The 19,425-nt window shown below is 53.4% G+C and carries 17 protein-coding genes, 1 pseudogene and 1 other annotated feature; of the genes and pseudogenes, 5 read left to right on the top strand and 13 right to left on the bottom strand.

Annotated elements, in window-relative coordinates; translation table 11 throughout:
- Positions 1-63: 63 nt before the first annotated feature.
- The gene (dnaJ, locus tag SOM82_RS03365) at positions 64-1,209 is read right to left on the bottom strand and encodes a molecular chaperone DnaJ (protein WP_320460362.1); all 1,146 of its coding nucleotides are present in this window, start codon (positions 1,207-1,209) and stop codon (positions 64-66) included.
- A gap of 87 nt (positions 1,210-1,296) precedes the next feature.
- The gene (gene dnaK, locus SOM82_RS03360; RefSeq protein WP_320460363.1) at positions 1,297-3,216 is read right to left on the bottom strand and encodes a molecular chaperone DnaK; all 1,920 of its coding nucleotides are present in this window, start codon (positions 3,214-3,216) and stop codon (positions 1,297-1,299) included.
- A gap of 295 nt (positions 3,217-3,511) precedes the next feature.
- Between dnaK and satP the strand changes: the two genes are divergently transcribed.
- Both satP and SOM82_RS03350 read left to right on the top strand, forming a co-directional pair.
- Positions 3,512-4,078 (top strand): acetate uptake transporter, encoded by a 567-nt coding sequence (gene satP, locus SOM82_RS03355; protein WP_320460364.1) that lies wholly within the window; start codon positions 3,512-3,514, stop codon positions 4,076-4,078.
- A gap of 142 nt (positions 4,079-4,220) precedes the next feature.
- Positions 4,221-4,481, top strand: a pseudogene (locus SOM82_RS03350) (ABC transporter ATP-binding protein); the annotation flags it as partial.
- Between the two features lie 92 nt (positions 4,482-4,573).
- Here SOM82_RS03350 and SOM82_RS03345 read toward each other — a convergent pair.
- From SOM82_RS03345 to tal, 3 genes are all read right to left on the bottom strand, one after another.
- Positions 4,574-5,875, bottom strand: a complete 1,302-nt coding sequence (locus SOM82_RS03345; protein ID WP_320460365.1) for an MFS transporter — start codon at positions 5,873-5,875, stop codon at positions 4,574-4,576.
- A gap of 119 nt (positions 5,876-5,994) precedes the next feature.
- Positions 5,995-6,582, bottom strand: coding sequence for a molybdopterin adenylyltransferase (mog, locus tag SOM82_RS03340; protein ID WP_320460366.1), 588 nt, complete (start codon positions 6,580-6,582; stop codon positions 5,995-5,997).
- Between the two features lie 117 nt (positions 6,583-6,699).
- Positions 6,700-7,653, bottom strand: coding sequence for a transaldolase (gene tal / locus SOM82_RS03335; RefSeq protein WP_154127141.1), 954 nt, complete (start codon positions 7,651-7,653; stop codon positions 6,700-6,702).
- A gap of 386 nt (positions 7,654-8,039) precedes the next feature.
- On the opposite strand from tal, the gene SOM82_RS03330 reads away from it, so the two are divergent.
- Together SOM82_RS03330 and yaaA are read left to right on the top strand one after the other, a co-directional pair.
- On the top strand, positions 8,040-9,470 hold the full coding sequence (locus SOM82_RS03330) for an alanine/glycine:cation symporter family protein (protein ID WP_154127140.1): 1,431 nt from the start codon (positions 8,040-8,042) through the stop codon (positions 9,468-9,470).
- 66 nt (positions 9,471-9,536) lie between these two features.
- Positions 9,537-10,310, top strand: a complete 774-nt coding sequence (yaaA, locus tag SOM82_RS03325) for a peroxide stress protein YaaA (RefSeq protein ID WP_320460367.1) — start codon at positions 9,537-9,539, stop codon at positions 10,308-10,310.
- A 51-nt stretch (positions 10,311-10,361) separates the two neighbouring features.
- Here the strand turns inward: yaaA and SOM82_RS03320 are convergent, their stop codons facing one another.
- The 7 genes from SOM82_RS03320 to yjjY all read right to left on the bottom strand — a co-directional run bounded on the left by SOM82_RS03320 (position 10,362) and on the right by yjjY (position 17,172).
- The gene (locus SOM82_RS03320; RefSeq protein ID WP_154127138.1) at positions 10,362-10,658 is read right to left on the bottom strand and encodes a DUF2502 domain-containing protein; all 297 of its coding nucleotides are present in this window, start codon (positions 10,656-10,658) and stop codon (positions 10,362-10,364) included.
- A 243-nt stretch (positions 10,659-10,901) separates the two neighbouring features.
- Positions 10,902-12,188 carry a threonine synthase gene (gene thrC, locus SOM82_RS03315; RefSeq protein WP_320460368.1) on the bottom strand — a complete coding sequence of 429 codons (1,287 nt, stop codon included), beginning with the start codon at positions 12,186-12,188 and terminating at the stop codon, positions 10,902-10,904.
- Between the two features lie 3 nt (positions 12,189-12,191).
- Positions 12,192-13,121, bottom strand: coding sequence for a homoserine kinase (gene thrB, locus SOM82_RS03310; RefSeq protein WP_154127136.1), 930 nt, complete (start codon positions 13,119-13,121; stop codon positions 12,192-12,194).
- Position 13,122: 1 nt separating this feature from the next.
- On the bottom strand, positions 13,123-15,585 hold the full coding sequence (thrA, locus tag SOM82_RS03305; RefSeq protein WP_154127135.1) for a bifunctional aspartate kinase/homoserine dehydrogenase I: 2,463 nt from the start codon (positions 15,583-15,585) through the stop codon (positions 13,123-13,125).
- 23 nt (positions 15,586-15,608) lie between these two features.
- Positions 15,609-15,727: a sequence feature (Thr leader region), on the bottom strand.
- Positions 15,666-15,734: a thr operon leader peptide gene (gene thrL / locus SOM82_RS03300; protein WP_107704209.1), complete on the bottom strand. Its 69-nt coding sequence runs from the start codon at positions 15,732-15,734 to the stop codon at positions 15,666-15,668. Its footprint overlaps the feature before it by 62 nt.
- Positions 15,735-15,945: 211 nt before the next feature.
- Complete coding sequence (locus SOM82_RS03295) at positions 15,946-16,632, bottom strand: tRNA/rRNA methyltransferase (RefSeq protein ID WP_320460369.1); 687 nt, start codon at positions 16,630-16,632, stop codon at positions 15,946-15,948.
- A gap of 399 nt (positions 16,633-17,031) precedes the next feature.
- Positions 17,032-17,172 (bottom strand): YjjY family protein, encoded by a 141-nt coding sequence (yjjY, locus tag SOM82_RS03290; RefSeq protein ID WP_001541509.1) that lies wholly within the window; start codon positions 17,170-17,172, stop codon positions 17,032-17,034.
- A 95-nt stretch (positions 17,173-17,267) separates the two neighbouring features.
- On the opposite strand from yjjY, the gene arcA reads away from it, so the two are divergent.
- Positions 17,268-17,984, top strand: coding sequence for a two-component system response regulator ArcA (gene arcA / locus SOM82_RS03285; RefSeq protein ID WP_006174002.1), 717 nt, complete (start codon positions 17,268-17,270; stop codon positions 17,982-17,984).
- Positions 17,985-18,031: 47 nt separating this feature from the next.
- Here the strand turns inward: arcA and creD are convergent, their stop codons facing one another.
- A complete protein-coding gene (creD, locus tag SOM82_RS03280; RefSeq protein WP_320460370.1) occupies positions 18,032-19,384 on the bottom strand; it encodes a cell envelope integrity protein CreD in 1,353 nt (450 codons plus the stop codon).
- Between the last annotated feature and the right edge of the window lie 41 nt (positions 19,385-19,425).

The following is a 19,425-nucleotide window of genomic DNA, read 5'->3' as shown; positions in this document are numbered from 1 at the left end:
TCGCCACAAAAGAAAAAGCCCGGAATCGCTTCCGGGCTTTAGAAATTGACACCTGCAGTCAACTTAGCGGGTCAAATCATCAAAGAACTTTTTCACGCCATCGAAGAAGCTTTTAGAACGCGGGCTGTTATTCTCGCCCGTTGGACCGCCGAAGCTTTCACGCAACTCTTTCAACAGCTGTTTCTGTTTGTCATTCAAGCCGACCGGCGTTTCTACCACCACGCGGCACAGCAGGTCGCCCTGAGCACCACCGCGTACCGATTTCACGCCTTTTCCGCGCATGCGGAACAGCTTGCCGGTTTGGGTTTCACCCGGAACTTTCAGATTCACGCGGCCATCCAGGGTAGGGACTTCGATCTCACCACCCAGCGCTGCCATGGCGAAGTTAATCGGCACTTCGCAGTACAGGTTGTTGCCTTCACGCTCAAAAATGGCGTGCTGTTTGACCTGCACCTGAACGTACAGATCGCCTGCCTGTGCGCCGTGCTCACCGGCTTCACCTTCACCTGCCAGACGAATACGATCGCCCGTATCCACGCCTGCCGGGATTTTCACGGACAGGGTTTTGGTTTTCTCAATCCGACCGTGACCGTGACATTTGTTGCACGGATCTTTAATCAGCGTACCGCGACCATGACAGTGCGGACACGCCTGCTGCACGGCGAAGAAGCCCTGGCGAATCTGCACCTGACCGGAACCGTGACAGGTTGGACAGGTCTGTGGTTTGGTGCCCACTTTCGCGCCGCTGCCGTGGCAGATATCACACTCTTCCAGAGTTGGAATGCGGATCTCTTTCGTGACGCCACGCACCGCTTCTTCCAGTGACAGCTCCATGTTGTAGCGCAGATCTGCGCCGCGAGCTGCACGCTGACGACCACGGCCACCGCCGAAGATATCGCCGAAAACGTCGCCAAAGATATCGCCAAAATCAGCGCCGCCGCCACCAAAGCCACCGCCATATCCGCCGCCGCCCATGCCGCCTTGTTCAAACGCAGCATGACCGTACTGATCGTAGGCCGCACGTTTCTGAGCATCGGTCAGAATTTCATAGGCTTCTTTGATCTCTTTAAATTTGGCTTCGGCCTCTTTATCACCCTGGTTACGGTCCGGGTGAAATTTCATGGCCAGGCGCTTGTACGCCTTTTTGATTTCACGCTCTTCCGCGGTTTTCGGAACGCCTAAAATCTCGTAGTAATCTTGCTTTGCCATTGTTTTTTTTCAGCCCCTTAACATGCGAGCACGGGCGGAGAGGAAACCTCTACGCCCGTGCCGATTAATTACCCTGCATCAGGGCGATTATTTTTTGTCTTTTACTTCTTCGAACTCAGCGTCGACAACGTCGTCGTCTTTCGCGTTGTTCGCGGAAGCACCAGCTTCAGCGCCAGCCTGCTGCTGTGCGTGCTGTTGCTGAGCAATTTCCATCAGCTTCTGGGACGCCTGTGCCAGTTCCTGCATCTTCGCTTCGATATCCGCTTTATCTTCGCCTTTCAGAGAAGTTTCCAGCGCGCTCAGTGCAGTCTCGATAGCAGTTTTGTCTTCAGCTGGCAGCTGTTCGCCGACTTCTTCAACCTGCTTACGAGTGCTGTGCAGCAGATGGTCACCCTGGTTACGGGTCTGAACCAGCTCTTCGAATTTACGGTCAGATTCAGCATTCGCTTCTGCTTCACGAACCATTTTTTCGATCTCTTCTTCGTTCAGACCAGAAGAAGCTTTGATGGTGATTTTCTGCTCTTTACCGCTGTTTTTGTCTTTCGCGGAAACGTGCAGGATACCGTCAGCGTCGATGTCAAAGGTAACTTCGATCTGAGGCATACCGCGCGGAGCCGGGCTGATACCGTCGAGGTTAAACTGGCCCAGATCTTTGTTATCCGCAGCACGTTTACGCTCACCCTGCAGCACATGGATGGTTACCGCAGACTGGTTGTCTTCAGCGGTAGAGAACACCTGGCTGTGCTTAGTCGGGATGGTGGTGTTTTTGCTGATCAGCGCAGTCATCACGCCACCCATGGTTTCGATACCCAGAGACAACGGGGTAACGTCCAGCAGCAGAACGTCTTTCACTTCACCTGTCAGTACACCACCCTGAACGGCAGCACCGATTGCCACAGCTTCGTCCGGGTTAACGTCTTTACGCGGCTCTTTACCAAAGAATTCAGCCACTTTCTTCTGAACCATTGGCATACGCGTCTGACCACCCACCAGGATAACGTCCTGAATGTCAGAGACAGACAGACCAGCATCCTGCAGAGCAACTTTCAGCGGCTCGATGGAACGGTTGACCAGGTCTTCGACCAGGCTTTCCAGTTTCGCGCGAGTCACTTTGATGTTCATGTGTTTTGGACCGGTCGCGTCTGCAGTGATATACGGCAGGTTCACGTCGGTCTGCTGCGCAGAAGAAAGCTCGATTTTCGCTTTTTCTGCCGCTTCTTTCAGGCGCTGCATCGCCAGCGGATCGTTACGCAGGTCGATGCCCTGATCTTTCTTAAATTCATCAACGAGGTAGTTGATCATACGGCTATCGAAGTCTTCACCACCCAGGTGGGTATCACCGTTGGTAGCCAAAACTTCGAAGGTTTTTTCACCGTCAACTTCGTCGATTTCGATAATAGAGATATCGAAAGTACCACCACCGAGGTCGTAAACCGCGATAGTACGGTTGCCGACTTCTTTATCCAGACCGTAAGCCAGTGCAGCTGCGGTTGGTTCGTTGATGATACGTTTGACTTCCAGACCCGCGATACGACCGGCATCTTTGGTTGCCTGACGCTGAGCATCGTTGAAGTATGCAGGTACAGTGATAACCGCTTCAGTTACCGGTTCGCCCAGATAATCTTCAGCCGTTTTCTTCATTTTCTTCAGTACTTCTGCAGAGATCTGCGGAGGTGCCATTTTCTGGCCCTTCACGTCGATCCATGCATCGCCGTTGTCAGCACCGATAATTTTGTACGGCATGATGGCTTCATCACGCTGTACTTCTTCGTCCTGGAAGCGACGGCCAATCAGGCGTTTAATCGCAAACAGCGTGTTTTGCGGGTTAGTCACGGCCTGACGTTTAGCCGGCTGGCCAACCAGAGTTTCACCATCCTGGGTATAAGCAATGATAGAAGGCGTGGTGCGATCGCCTTCGGCGTTCTCCAGCACACGTGCAGTAGTGCCGTCCATAATCGCTACACAAGAGTTGGTAGTACCCAGGTCGATACCAATAATTTTACCCATCTAAACGTCTCCACTAAAAATTTGTTCATCATGTGGTTGTGAATCTGTAATAAGGGCGAAACGTGCGGTTTCAACTGCCCAGATTTGATTTTTTTCAGCTTCACTCACTGCGGTTGACTACAAGATGGGGTCGTAACGGCATCCATCAAGGGGGAAGGATAAAAAATTTTTTAATTTCACCCTGCTCAGATCATAGACGGCAGGGATCGCGCCGATTATTATGCCGCGCCACGCCTGGGAGAGTAGGCGCGGATTTAACCATTTCACCATACTAATGATGATTTTTTGAGGACTTATGGGCAACACTAAGTTGGCTAATCCGGCTCCGCTGGGCCTGATGGGTTTTGGCATGACCACAATTCTGCTGAACCTGCATAACATCGGTTTTTTCCCGATGGACAGTATTATCCTGGCGATGGGCATTTTTTACGGCGGTATCGCGCAAATCTTCGCGGGGCTGCTGGAGTATAAAAAAGGCAATACCTTCGGTTTAACGGCGTTTACCTCTTATGGTTCATTCTGGCTGACGCTGGTCGCTATTCTGATTATGCCAAAAATGGGTCTGGCAGATGCGGCCAACGCGCACTTCCTCGGCGTTTATTTGGGTCTGTGGGGCGTATTCACCCTGTTCATGTTCTTCGGTACGCTGGTTGCTAACCGCGTGCTGCAGTTCGTCTTCCTGAGCCTGACCGTGCTGTTTGCTCTGCTGGCGATTGGCCATCTGGCCGATAACGAAAGCATCGTTCACGTTGCCGGCTGGATTGGCCTGGTGTGCGGCGCAAGCGCAATCTACCTGGCAATGGGCGAAGTGCTGAACGAACAGTTCGGCCGCACCGTACTGCCGATTGGTGAAAAACACTAATCTCTCTTCGTGCCCGCACTGCGGGCACGATATCTCCCGCGAAATCCCTTCCGATACATTCCTTTTCACAACGTCATATTGAACAGGGGTTGTCAGCAACAGCATCCCCACAGAAATATTTTGGGATAAAACATGGTTCTGGTTACCTGATGTCCCTCTCAGCGCACTCAACCTTAACTATCAATTCCACATTATGGATATCGCCGCCCGTGAAACGCGGATGCGCAACATCGTTACGGTGGTGGTGATCCACGACATCAATATCGCACTGCGCCACGCCGAATATGCCGTGATGTTGAAAGATGGCGCACTGATTGCCAGCGGCGTACCGGGCGACGTGGCCACTTCCGCGAATCTGGCGACAGTTTGTGGCGTAAAAGGTCAGGTAGAATACTGTTCGTAAGGACGACTACAGATGGTGGTCGATGGTTTAACAACATCATCACCATTGAAGCGTTGAGCAAAATGTTCTACCCAACGCCCTTCAATGACGTTTTACCCCTCACTAGCCTGCGCCTGCGCCATCAACTGATGGCGCTCACCCCGCAGCCAAATCCCCAGGCCCAGCCCCATCAGCGACAGCGCCAGTACATACCAGGCCGGAGCCATCGGCGAAACGCCCATCAGCAGCGTAACGGCAATCGGCGTTAATCCGCCAAAAATCGCGTATGACACGTTGTAAGAGAACGAGATCCCGGTAAAACGCACTTCCGCCGGGAAGGCGCGGACCATCACATAAGGCACGGCGCCAACGACGCCGACGCATAAACCGACAACGCCATACAGCAGGAACAGTTGTTCAGGATGCGCCCCTGCCAGGTGATAGAACGCCCAGCTCGATCCTGCGAGCAGCAAACTGCCCACGATGAACGTCAGACTGGCACCGAAACGATCGGCAGTCAGACCGGCCAGCAGGCAGCCAAAGCACAGCATGATGGTCGCAATGCTGTTGGCCTGCAGCGTTATTGCCGGAGCGAATCCGTACTGTTTTTGCAGCCAGACGGGCGACATCAGAATCACCACCACAATCCCGGCAGACAACAGCCAGGTGAGCAGCATGGAGACAGCAACCGCTTTCTGATGGCGTACCACCACGGCTTTAACCGGTAATTCCTGAGCCAGCGCTTTACGTTGCTGCATCTCAAGGAAAACAGGCGTCTCCTGCAACCAGCGGCGCAGGTACATGGCGACCAGGCCAAACGCCCCGCCCAGCAGGAAAGGAATACGCCATCCCCACTCGTGAACCGCTTGCGGTGTCATGCTGGTATTGATGAGAGTCGCCACCACTGAACCGAGCAAAATGCCGACGGTGAGTCCGGCTGTTAAGGTGCCGCAGGCAATCCCGATGCGCCGCGCGGGCACATGTTCAGCGACAAACACCCAGGCTCCCGGCACTTCTCCGCCAATCGCTGCGCCTTGCAGAATACGCATCAGCAGCAATAAGACGGGAGCAACGATGCCCATGGAGGCATACGTCGGCAGCAGACCGATAGCCAGCGTAGGAACAGCCATCAACAGGATACTGAGGGTGAACATCTTTTTGCGCCCGACCAAATCGCCAAAATGGGCCATGATGATGCCCCCCAGCGGTCGCGCCAGATATCCCGCGGCAAAAATGCCGAAGGTCTGCACCTGGCGCAGCCATTCCGGAATGTCGGCCGGGAAGAAGAGCTCTCCCACAACGGCGGCAAAAAAGACAAAGATGATGAAGTCGTAAAACTCCAGCGCGCCGCCAAGGGCAGCGAGGGTAAGCGTTTTGTAGTCCTGACGATTCAGAGGCCGGGTGTAATGTGACATAGGGAGCCTTTCCAGCGATGTTGATTTATTTTTACAGTAATCGTAAAGAAAAAATTACTATACCGTAAAAATATCAACACGCCATTGAGCCTGTAGCTTATGTCACAAACACATTAATTTCAGGATATTGTTTCTCGTCTTGCGCTTTTCGGGCGAAAAGCTGCTACCACTTGCGGATCGGTCTCGACATACGGGCCATCCAGCAACTGTATACAATACGGTACACTGGCAAAGATTCCCGCCACCACGACTTTACCGTCATCCGCTTTTACGCCTTCCAGGGTCTCTTGAATCGACTTCGGCTGGCCTGGCAGATTGAGAATCAACGCCTGCTTACGGATCACCCCAACCTGACGAGAAAGGATAGCCGTAGGAACAAAGTGCAGACTAATCTGGCGCATCTGTTCGCCAAAGCCAGGCATTTCACGGTCGGCGATCGCAAGCGTCGCATCAGGCGTCACGTCGCGGCGCGCGGGCCCCGTTCCGCCAGTGGTCAGCACAAGATGACAGCTCATTTCATCCACCAGCTCGCACAGCGTCTGTTCAATGATCGCCTGTTCATCAGGAATTAAGCGCGTTTGTAGTTCAAAAGGCGTGGTCAGTGCGGCCGCCAGCCACTCTTCTAAGGCAGGAATGCCTTTATCCGCATAAACACCGCTGGATGCGCGGTCAGAAATCGACACTAAGCCGATGCGTAAGGTATTCATATCCATTCCCTTCATAACAATACTGATTAAGGGGAATGATACACGCAGAGGGGAAATTCAGACAGAGGACGAAAGAAGTAACATGGCCGGGAAGAGGTTCCCGGCCATGAAGAATGATTACAGCAGGTCGCCGATCATTTTTTCCAGTTTTTCCTGGTCAACAGCAAACTTACGGATACCATCCGCCAGTTTGTCTACTGCCATTGGATCCTGGTTGTGCTGCCACAGGAACTCGGACTCAGTGATACGCTCCGGACGCGCTTTCACTTCGCCGGTGTAGCTCAGCTTACGCTCCAGCGTACCTTCGCTATCCGCCAGCTCTTTCAGCAGCGCAGGGGCGATGGTCAGACGGTCGCAGCCAGCCAGCTCGATGATTTCGCCTACGTTACGGAAGCTTGCGCCCATCACGACAGTTTCATAGCCGTGCTGTTTGTAGTATTCGTAGATTTCCGTCACGGAAACGACGCCTGGATCTTCAGATGCCGCGTACTCTTTCTTATCGGTGTTGGCTTTGTACCAGTCCAGAATACGGCCTACGAACGGAGAAATCAGGTAAACACCCGCTTCTGCACACGCACGAGCCTGCGCAAAGGAGAACAGCAGCGTCAGGTTACAGTTGATCCCTTCTTTTTCCAGCTGTTCAGCGGCACGAATACCCTGCCAGGTAGAAGCCAGTTTAATCAGGATACGATCGTTGCTGATGCCCGCATCGTTATACAGTTTGATCAGATGTCTGGCTTTCGCGATAGACGCTTCGGTGTCGTAAGACAGGCGCGCGTCAACTTCGGTAGAGATACGACCCGGAACCAGTTTCAGGATTTCCAGACCGATGTTCACAGCCAGTTTATCGGTAGCATCCACAACCTGTTGCGCACGGTCGTTGCTCTGGGCTTTGGCCCAGGTGACAGCTTCGTCGATCAGTTTGCGGTACTCAGGGATCTGCGCGGCGTTAAGAATCAGAGAAGGGTTAGTTGTGGCATCCTGCGGCTGGTACAACTTCATTGCCGCGATATCTCCGGTGTCAGCTACGACAGTGGTGAACTGACGAAGGGAGGTCAATTTATCCGTCATGATAGTGTTTCTCTTTTAACGTGCCCTGGATAATTCGCGCTACCGACAGCGAGCCAGCAGCGGAAAAATGACAGGTTTACTTGTTAGGGGGATGTAACCGGTCTGCCCTGATGATAACACGACGGAATGACAGCGCAACCGCAGACAGTGCGCTTAGCAATAGTATGATAAACTGTAAATATTAACAGCATGCTAATTAACTAAATGGCGTAGTTCACACTCTTGCCTTACATAATTCGGACGGCAGGACATGATACTTGTGTCCTGTACAGCGCTTGCCTGGGTCGCAGAAGGGCGAGTAACGCGGCAGTTGAAGGAACACAGTCAACGCCCCTGCGACACGAAGTATGACGGGTACGTATTTGGCATCAACAAGAGGGACGTTAATGCCTGATTTCTTTTCGTTTATCAATGAAGTCCTGTGGGGCTCGGTGATGATCTATCTGCTACTGGGAGCCGGAGTGTGGTTCACCGTACGCAGTGGTTTTATTCAGTTTCGCTATATTCGCCAGTTTGGCAAAAGTCTGAAAAATAGCGTAACGCCTCATCCCGACGGATTAACCTCCTTTCAGGCGCTATGCACCAGCCTTGCGGCCCGCGTGGGCAGCGGTAATTTGGCCGGCGTGGCTCTGGCTATCGGTGCCGGTGGGCCTGGCGCGGTGTTCTGGATGTGGGTCACCGCCATCATCGGTATGGCGACCTCCTTCGCCGAATGCTCGCTGGCCCAGCTCTACAAAGAGCGGGATCGCCACGGTCATTTTCGCGGTGGCCCGGCCTGGTATATGTCCCGCGGCCTCGGCATGCAATGGATGGGCGTGCTGTTTTCTGTCTTCCTGCTTCTCGCTTACGGGTTCATTTTTAATACGGTACAAGCCAATTCCGTGGCTCATGCGCTGCGATACGCCTGTGACTTCCCGGAATGGATAACGGGCGCGATACTGGCTGTGCTCACGCTACTGGTCATTGTGACGGGCATCAAAGGCGTGGCGCGGTTGATGCAATGGATGGTGCCGACAATGGCGTTGCTGTGGATCACCACCAGTCTGGTCGTGACCCTCATGCATATCGGCCAGCTCCCGGATGTGATCGCCACTATTTTTAAAGCGGCCTTTGGCTGGCGAGAAGCGGCTTCGGGCGCGCTGGGGTATACCATCAGCCAGGCGCTGACGGCCGGGTTTCAGCGCGGCATGTTATCAAATGAAGCCGGAATGGGCTCCACCCCCAATGCCGCAGCAGCGGCGGCATCATGGCCCCCTCACCCGGCGGCGCAAGGCATTGTGCAAATGATAGGTATCTTTATCGACACCATTATTATCTGTTCCGCCAGCGCGATGATCGTCTTGCTGGCTGGTCCCATTTCTCATGCGCCAGATACCGCCGGGATCCAGCTTATCCAACAGGCGCTGGTCACTCTTACCGGCAGCTGGGGAGCGGGATTCGTCTCGTTTATCGTGAGTCTTTTCGCCTTCAGCTCGATCGTGGCGAATTATATCTACGCCGAAAACAACCTGATTTTCTTACGCCTGGACTCGCGCCGCACACTCTGGATGCTGCGAGCCTGCATCGCCGTCATGGTGGCTATCGGATCGGTTATGAGCCTACAGCTGGTGTGGCAGCTGGCGGATGTGATTATGGCGCTGATGGCCATCACTAATCTGACCGCGATTTTACTGCTCTCACCGGTGGTGACGCTCATTGCCCGGGATTATCTTCGCCAGCGCAAACTCGGTATCAAACCCGTATTTGATGCCACGCGTTATCCGGAAATCGAGGCGCAGATTGCACCCGGAAGCTGGGATGATTTACCGCGGCAATAGCAGCCATCGATCAATTCAGGCGGTTTTTTTGGTAAAGTCATCCTAAATTTCCTGCAAGGACTGGATATGCTGATTCTGATTTCACCTGCAAAAACGCTCGATTACCAGAGCCCGCTCGCCACCGAGCGCTATACCCAGCCCGAACTGCTGGATCATTCGCAGCAGCTGATCCGCGTGGCACGTAAACTCACCGCCCCGCAAATCGGTAAGCTGATGAGCATTAGCGATAAACTCGCCGATCTCAACGCCACCCGTTTCCACGACTGGCAGCCAGACTTCACGCCGAAGAATGCCCGTCAGGCGATCCTCGCGTTTAAAGGCGATGTTTACACGGGTTTGCAGGCAGAAGAATTCAGTGAAGCGGATTTCGATTTTGCCCAGCAGCATCTGCGCATGCTTTCCGGCCTTTACGGCGTGCTGCGTCCACTGGACCTGATGCAACCCTATCGCCTGGAGATGGGCATCCGCCTTGAGAATCCTAAAGGCAAAGATTTGTACCATTTCTGGGGCGATACCATCACCGAGAAGCTGAACGACGCGCTGAAAGCGCAGGGCGATAATATCGTTATCAATCTGGCTTCTGATGAATACTACAAATCCGTGAAGCCGAAAAAGCTGAACGCGGAGATCATCAAGCCGGTATTTTTAGATGAGAAAAACGGCAAATTTAAGGTGATTAGTTTCTACGCAAAAAAAGCGCGTGGGCTGATGAGTCGTTACATCATTGAAAATCGTCTGACCAAACCGGAGCAGTTAAGCGCATTTAACAGCGAAGGGTATTTCTTTGACGGCGAGGCTTCAGCGAAAGGCGAGATGGTATTTAAGCGCCACGAGCAGTAACGTCCCCTCATCCCTGCCCCTCTCCCCTGTATGGAGAGGGTCAGGAGAACATCAATGATGCTTCCAGTCTGGCCCCTTGCCATGGTTATCATGTTTATCGCCATGACGGTTATCGTGAGGATCGCGATGCTCATCATGCTGATGCCAGCGGTTATCACGCCATTCGTAATGTGATCTCCACCAGTCATGGTCACGCCAGCGCCCCCCATCCCAGTAGTGACCACTTTTGTCCTGATCGCCAATCTGCAATTTTACCGCCGGGATCAGCGTAATTTCTGATGCCTGTACCGCCATGGGAGCCACCAGCATCAGCGAAAGCGCGAGCAAAGCAGGTTTCAGTGTAGACATAGGTTACTCCTTTTCATTCTTGCCCAACGTGGGCCGATGAAAGGAGATTACGTGAGGGGAACGGGGGATGTTATTCTCTGCAATCCTAATCTCTAAGTGACCGCATTTATTGGGAATTCCTGCTTTTTCCCTGCCAAATCTCTCCTTAATTTCTCCATAAAAAAAGCCGGGCGGTCACCAGACCTTACCCGACTTACAACAGCAGCGGACCCGGCAAGCAAAGTGCCACCGGGTGGACCCCATTTACGCTTTCGTCATCATCAGCTGACGCAGCGCAGCAAAATCTGCTGGCAGATTGTGGGACAGCAGCGGCAGATCGGCGCGATCGGCCAGCTCTTTCGGCAACGGCAGCGATTCACCCAGGATCTCATCCACGCTCTCTTTGAATTTTGCCGGGTGAGCCGTGCCGAGGAACAGGCCATATTCGCCCGGATTCAGCTGGTCGCGCAGCGCACGATAGGCAATTGCCGCATGCGGCTCAGAGGTATAACCGATCGCTTTCAGCTCGCGCATCGTGGTTTTGGTGGTTTCATCGCTCACCGCCGCATACCCCAGATCGCCCAGACGCCAGATTTTACGACGGAACAGCTCTTCCACACGCGGCCAGTTGTTCGGCTGGCTCACGTCCATCGCATTAGACAGCGTGGCCTGAGTGGTATTTGGCGTCCATTTTCCCTCTTTCAGGAAACGCGGCACTGTGTCGTTGGCATTCGTGGCGGCGATAAAGCGCTTCACCGGCAGACCGAGCGATTTAGCCAGCAAGCCCGCGGTCAGGTCACCGAAGTTACCGCTTGGTACGGAGATCACCAGCTGATTACGGGCTTCCTGCGGCAGTTGCGCTACCGCCTCAAAGTAGTAGCAAATCTGTGCCAGCAGGCGGCTGATGTTGATGGAGTTAGCCGAGTTCAGGCCCAGGGCAGATTTCAGCTCTTCATCGTCGAAAGCCTGTTTCACCAGCGCCTGGCAGGCATCAAAATCACCGTCGATGGCTACCGTTTCAATGTTTCCACCCAGCGTACAGAACAGTTTTTCCTGCAGCGGACTGATTTTGCCCTGCGGATAGAGGATCACCACGCGCACGTTTTTCAGGCCGTAAAACGCATGCGCCACCGCGGCCCCGGTATCACCGGATGTGGCGGTCAGAATGGTGACCGGTTTGTCACCGCTGATGTGCGTCAACATCTGCGCCATGAAGCGGCCGCCAAAATCTTTGAATGCCAGCGTCGGGCCGTGGAACAGCTCCAGACAACCGACATCAGGTTCAACCTGGCTTACCGGTGCCGGGAAGGCAAACGCCGCGCGAACACGCTCTTCCAGCAGCTGCTGCGGAATTTCATCGCCGATAAAAGCAGAGAGAATTTTGGCGCTACGGCTGACAAAATCCTGCTTCAGCATCTCGTCCACTTCCGTCAGGCTAAATTCCGGCAGGTCGTGTGGAAAGAACAGCCCCTGATTTTTGCCCAGCCCTTGAGTCACTGCCTGCGCGAAGCTGACCTGCTCGTTATGATCTTTAAGATTGTAGAGTTTCATCGTTTATCCCAGTACTCGTGCGCCTGCCGTGTCCAGACGGCAAATATGAACAAAGCCTTCCTGATTTTGCAGGTAGTTTTTCGTCAGCCACTCAGCCACGCGCTGCGCGGTGTCAGGCTTATCGCATAGTGCAAACAGCGTCGGGCCGGAGCCCGAAATACCGCAGGCCTGCGCGCCAATATCCAGCGATGCCTGGCGCGCTTCATTAAACCCAGGCAGCAGTTTGGTGCGGTACGGCTCGGCAATCACATCTTTCATCAGCTTCGCGGCCAGCGCTGGCTGACGTGTATAGCAAGCGTGAATAAAGCCCGCCAGATGGCGACCGTGCGCGATACAGTCCTGACGACGATACTGCGCAGGCAGGATCGCACGCGCCTCGGCGGTGGAGACTTTAATGCCGGGATAAGCCAGCACCCACAACCACTCGTCAAAGCCCGGCACTTGCTGGCTGATGATGCCGTTCTCTTCAATCATCAACTGCATGCCGCCAAGGAAGCACGGCGCAACGTTATCGTAATGAATACTGCCGGAGATACGCCCTTCCAGCTCGCCCATCAGCGACAGCAGACGGTTGTTATTCAGCGGCTTGCCACAGTGCTCATTCATCGCCACCAGCGCAGCAACAACCGAACAGGCGCTGGAACCCAAACCCGAACCAATCGGCATGCTTTTTTCAAGCGTCATGGCAACGGGCACGTTTTTGCCAATCTCCTGACAGAAACGCTCCCAGCACTGATAAACAATATTCTCGCGCGGTTCCGGCGGCAGTTTGCTGGCGAAACGGCCAATATTATTGAGACTGAAACTGTCCGCCGCTTCCACCGTAACGGTATCACCCAAAAGCGCTCCGTTCACTGGCGTTACCGCCGCACCCAGCACATCAAATCCGACGCTCATATTGGCGCTGGAAGCCGGGGCATAAACTTTCACCATGTTAAACTCCTAACTTCCATGACAGGGTACGCAGCAGATCGGCAAATACGCCCGCTGCCGTCACATCGTTCCCTGCGCCGTAACCGCGAAGAACCAACGGTAAAGGCTGATAATAGTGGCTATAAAACGCCAGAGCGTTTTCGCCGTTTTTCACTTTGAACAGCGGATCGTTACCGTCCACTTCGGCAATCTTCACGCGGCATACGCCGTCGTCTTCGATGTTGCCAACATAACGCAATACTTTACCTTCATCACGGGCTTTCGCCACGCGCGCTGCAAAGTCATCGTCAAGCTGAGGCAATCGGGCCATAAATGCCTCCACCTCGCCGCTATCGTCAAAACTTGCCGGCAGTACCGGCTCGATGACGATATCGGACAACTCCAGCTCACGACCGGTTTCACGGGCGAGGATCAGCAGCTTACGCGCCACGTCCATGCCGGAAAGATCGTCACGCGGGTCCGGTTCGGTATAGCCCAGCTCACGCGCGGCGCGAGTCGCGTCGGACAGACTCATGCCCTCATCCAGCTTGCCGAAAATAAACGACAGCGAACCGGAAAGAATACCGGAGAAGCGCTGAAGCTCATCCCCCGCATTTAGCAGGTTTTGCAGGTTCTCAATGACCGGCAGCCCCGCGCCCACGTTGGTGTCATACAAAAACTTGCGACGAGACTTGCTGGCGGCCGTACGCAGCTGATGGTAGTAGTCCATCGACGAGGTGTTGGCCTTTTTGTTCGGCGTGACCACGTGAAAACCTTCGCGCAGGAAATCAGCATACTGATCGGCAACGGCCTGGTTAGAGGTACAGTCCACAATAACCGGATTCAGCAGGTGATACTCCTTGACCAGACGGATCAGGCGGCCACGATTAAACGGCTCTTTGGCTTCCGCCAGCTCCGACTGCCAGCTTTCCAGATTCAGACCGTGAACGTTGGTCAGTAACGCTTTTGAGTTCGCCACGCCGCAGACGCGCAAATCAATATGCTTATTCTTCAACCAGCCCTGCTGACGCTTCACCTGTTCCAGTAACGCACCGCCGACACCGCCCACACCGATCACGAACACTTCGATAACCTGGTCGGTGTTAAACAGCATCTGATGGGTGACGCGAACGCCGGTGGTCGCGTCGTCGTTACTCACCACCACCGAGATGGAGCGCTCTGAAGAGCCCTGCGCAATGGCGACAATATTGATATTGGCGCGAGCCAGCGCGGCGAAGAATTTGGCGGAAATCCCGCGCAGGGTGCGCATACCATCACCCACCACCGAGATTACGGCCAGACGCTCCTGGATCGACAGCGGTTCCAGCAGTTCTTCTTTCAGCTCAAGATAAAATTCCTCTTCCAGCGCACGACGCGCACGCGGGCAGTCCGCCTGCGGCACGCAGAAGCTGATGCTGTATTCGGAGGAAGACTGGGTGATCAGCACCACAGAGATGCCGTTGCGCGACATCGCGGCAAAAACGCGTGCCGCCATGCCGACCATGCCTTTCATGCCTGGACCGGAAACACTGAACATCGCCATGTTATTCAGATTCGAAATGCCTTTCACCGGCAAATCGTCTTCGTCGTGGCTTGCGCCAATCAGCGTGCCAGGAGCCTGCGGGTTGCCGGTATTTTTGATGAGGCAAGGGATCTGAAACTGCGCAATCGGTGAAATGGTACGCGGATGAAGCACTTTTGCGCCAAAGTAGGAAAGCTCCATCGCTTCCTGATAAGACATCGACTTCAGCAACCGGGCATCCGGGACCTGGCGCGGATCGCAGGTGTAGACCCCGTCAACATCGGTCCAGATTTCGCAACAATCGGCACGCAGGCAAGCAGCCAGAACGGCAGCGGAGTAATCCGAGCCGTTACGGCCCAGCACGACCAGTTCGCCCTTTTCATTACCGGCGGTGAAACCCGCCATCAGGATCATGTGGTCAGCCGGAATTTTACTGGCAGCGATACGGCGGGTGGACTCCGTAATATCGACGGTAGATTCGAGGTAATGCCCCACAGCCAGCAGTTTTTCAACCGGATCGATCACCGTCACACTGTGGCCGCGCGCTTCCAGCAGACCCGCCATGATGGCGATAGAGAGCTTTTCACCACGGCAAATCAGCGCCGCGTTGATGCTGTCCGGGCACTGACCCAGCAGGCTGATTCCATGCAGGACATGTTTGATTTGGGCGAACTCTTGCTCAACAAAGGCTTTCAGCTGTGCAAGTGGGAAACCAGGCTGGATCCCGGCCAGCCCCTGAAGGAGGTCGGCAAAAATCCGCTCGGCATCGCTAATGTTCGGAAGTGCATCCTGGCCACCAATGGTTTTTTCGATCATCGCCACCAGATGGTTAGTGATTTTAGCCGGGGCAGAGAGCACGGTTGCCACCTGCCCCTGCCTGGCATTGCTTTCCAGGATATCGGCAACGCGCAAAAAGCGTTCTGCGTTTGCCACTGATGTACCGCCGAACTTCAAGACTCGCATGGTTTACCTCGTGATCTTTGGTCGAAAAAAAAGCCCGCACTGTTCAGGTGCGGGCTTTTTTCTGTTTTTCCTGTTACGCGTCAGCCCGCATCGTTACCTGTGGTAATGATGATGGTTGTTGTAATGGTGGTGGTGCTAACGCGATTCATGGATGTTGTGTGCTCTGTGTTGTTTTCTGTCTGTCCTGTATTCTTTTAGGGTTAAAGTATCCGGCCCCTTAAGTCAATGAATTTCTGTTTTGGTCGCTTTTCGCGTTGCCTTCATGACCCGCTGCCTGATGATTTATTTTTCTCCGGATAAGACCAGTCACAACCCTGAGTCACAGACAGTTAAACCATATAAAAATCATATGACAGTTTTTTACTCTGCCAGTTTTTTTTCAATATCGTGCAGCAATCGGTGCAACATGGCGGTATCACGTTGCTCAAGCAGTCCAAGTCGCTGATGCAACCAGTCCACCATTTTTTGATCGTCGGCGACACCCAACCGATCCATAAGCGTCTGCGTACGGGCGCGTAAAGCACGCAGCTGATTTTCATCAACACTCTCAGTTTGCGGGGCGGGAGTTTGCATTAATGACGCTAATTGATAGCAATAGACCATCACCGCCTGTCCCAGATTCAGCGAGGGGTAATCGGCCACCATCGGTACTCCCGTCAGCACGTCGGCAAGCTCCAGCTCTTCGTTTGTCAGCCCCGAATCTTCCCGGCCAAAAACCAGCGCGGCCTTATTCAGCCACGCACTTTTTTCCTGCAGCATCGGCACCAGTTCGGGCGGAGTGGCGTAGTAATGGTACTTCGCCCTGCTGCGCGCAGTGGTCGCCACGGTGAAAGAAATATCGTGCAGCGCGTCGGCCAGCGTATCGTAAGTTGTTATATTATCTATTATTTCACCCGAACCATGCGCCACCCAGCGTGTCGCAGGCTCAAGATGCGCTTCGCTGGCAACAATACGTAAATCGGTAAATCCCATCGTCTTCATCGCGCGCGCGGCGGCGCCAATATTTTCGGGTCTGGCTGGCGAAACCAGCACGATTGATAAGTGCATTTATGCTCTCTTTTTAAACAGTTAGCGCGTAAAAGTGTGATACAGCTCAACATATTACGCGGCGCGAATTTACAAAATTGCAACACGAATCACCGAAATAGCGTTTCATAACAAATTAAAAGCGCTAAACTATTCCGGGAGTGAACTACAGGTTTTAATGTTAAAAAACATTACTTATCCATATGTTTATTAATGATAATACGCGTATTGATGGCATTTTCGAATTGGATTCGCGTTGTTTATTAATCCCTATCTGCAACTAGTTGGTTTATTGAAAATTTGTGACAAAGGCTAGCAATCCGATACAGTGATTTCATCAAACTGTTAACGTGCTACAATTGAACTTGATATATGTCAACGAAGCGTAGTTTTATTGGGTGTCCGGTGTCACTTATCCTGTTATGTTGCTGTTAAAATGGTTAGGATGACAGCCGTTTTTGACACTGTCGGGTCCAAAGGGAAAGTACCCACGACCAAGCTAATGATGTTGTTGACGTTGATGGAAAGTGCATCAAGAACGCAATTACGTACTTTAGTCACGTTAGGCCGATCATGTTAATTTGCGACATGTATCAGGCAGGTCAGGGACTTTTGTACTTCCTGTTTCGATTTAGTTGGCAATTTAGGTAGCAAACATGCAGACCCCGCACATTCTTATCGTTGAAGACGAGTTGGTAACACGCAACACGTTAAAGAGCATTTTCGAAGCAGAAGGCTACGATGTCTTTGAAGCGACCGATGGCGCAGAGATGCATCAGATCCTTTCTGAAAATGATATCAACCTGGTCATTATGGATATCAACCTGCCCGGGAAAAACGGCCTTCTTCTGGCACGCGAACTGCGTGAACAGGCGAACGTGGCCTTAATGTTCCTGACAGGCCGTGACAACGAAGTTGATAAAATTCTTGGCCTGGAAATCGGCGCTGATGATTACATCACCAAGCCGTTTAATCCTCGCGAGTTAACTATTCGCGCACGCAACCTGCTGTCCCGCACCATGAATCTGGGTACGGTCAGTGAAGAACGTCGTAGCGTCGATAGCTATAAGTTCAACGGCTGGGAACTTGATATCAATAGCCGTTCGCTGGTAAGCCCGAACGGTGAGCAGTACAAGCTGCCGCGCAGTGAATTCCGCGCCATGCTGCACTTCTGCGAAAACCCGGGTAAAATTCAGTCACGCGCAGAGCTGCTGAAGAAAATGACTGGCCGTGAGCTGAAGCCGCACGATCGTACTGTTGATGTGACTATCCGCCGTATTCGTAAACACTTCGAATCCACGCCGGATACGCCGGAAATTATCGCCACCATTCACGGTGAAGGTTACCGTTTCTGCGGCGATCTGCAGGAATAATCTCCCGCATCCATGCATAAAAAACGGCGCTTAACGCGCCGTTTTTTTTATTTCCAGATCCGCACGGATTCATCGCTCCCGTCACCCTTTGGGGGACGACGCCCGGACTGTGAAAGTGAGTACCAGTCAAAGTGACGGGTCAGGAACATGACCGCAAACAACGCTGTCGCCAGCACGCCCGATCCCAGCAATAACGCACTGTCTTCCGAACGCAGCAAGAACCACATCACGGTATCAAGCCCTAAAAGGGCCACAACAAAAATTGCGCTTCGTTTCCAGCCCTTCAGTACAGCCTGCAGATAAACACCGTTCATTGACGCGCCAGTCAGGCTTGCGATGACCCAGGCAGGAGTAAAACCAACATGTTCAGAGAACGCCAGCAGCACCAGATAGAACAGGACCAGCGACAGCCCCACCAGCAGATACTGCATCGGATGCAGACGAAGATCGGTTAATGTCTCGTAGACAAAGAACGCCATAAAGGTCAGGGCAATCAACAGCACAGCATATTTTATCGCCCGATCCGTCAGCTGATACTGATCGGCAGGTGTCGCCACCGTCACGCTAAATGCCGGTACATTGCGCCATTCTGGCAGTTGATGGGTACTAAACAGGCTCTCCAGATTGTTAGCAAACCAGCTGCTTTGCCAGTGCGCCTGGAAACCAGACGCGCCGATCTCGCGCTTAACGGGTAAATAATCGCCCATAAAACCGGGATGCGGCCAGTTGCTGCGCAGCGTCAACTCACTGTTGCGCCCCACCGGCACCACGGAAAAACTGCCCGTACCATTAAGATTAAGCGTCATTTCCAGAGAAAGTGTTTTTGTCTCAAGCGCCTTTTTCGTGAGCGGAATGTGGATCCCCGGTAACTCACCCGATACGCCGGACCCCGGCTCCACCGCCAGCGTTTCACCATTGACCTGAGTCACGCTCACCGCGCCAATGCCGCGCGCATCTCCCACGCCGATGGCAATAAACGGCTGCCCCAGGGTGATGGTTTCCCCTTTGAGCTGCGCCAGCTTATCGGTATTAAACTGCGCTTTGAGTTTGAGATCGGTGCTCCAGATTTGCCCGTCATAAATGCCGATGTTGCGGGACTCTACCCGCTGACTGCCATCAATCACCAGTGATTCCGGTAGCAAAAAGTGCAGGAAGCTGCGCTTGTGCTCGACCTTTTTTTTGTCTTCAAATTTATAGTAAATCTCCGTGACCGGGACCGCGATTAACGGGCCGGTGAGCTGCTGCGGGCCGCTGGTGCTCTGGCGTAGGGTATCTTCGACATCATCGCGATAGCTGGCTCGCTCCGAAATCAGGTTACTGACCATAAACAGCGGAAGTAGCAACAGTAAAATGCACCCAAGCAAGGTGCTGATTTTCCAGAACAGGGGGGATTTTTTCATAGCCTTCTCCTTTGTGATGGAGAGAGCGTAACGAGGCTATG

The organism is Lelliottia sp. CFBP8978 (genome assembly GCF_034046055.2).
GTDB lineage: Bacteria > Pseudomonadota > Gammaproteobacteria > Enterobacterales > Enterobacteriaceae > Enterobacter.
This window is presented reverse-complemented; position numbering and strand designations above follow the sequence as displayed.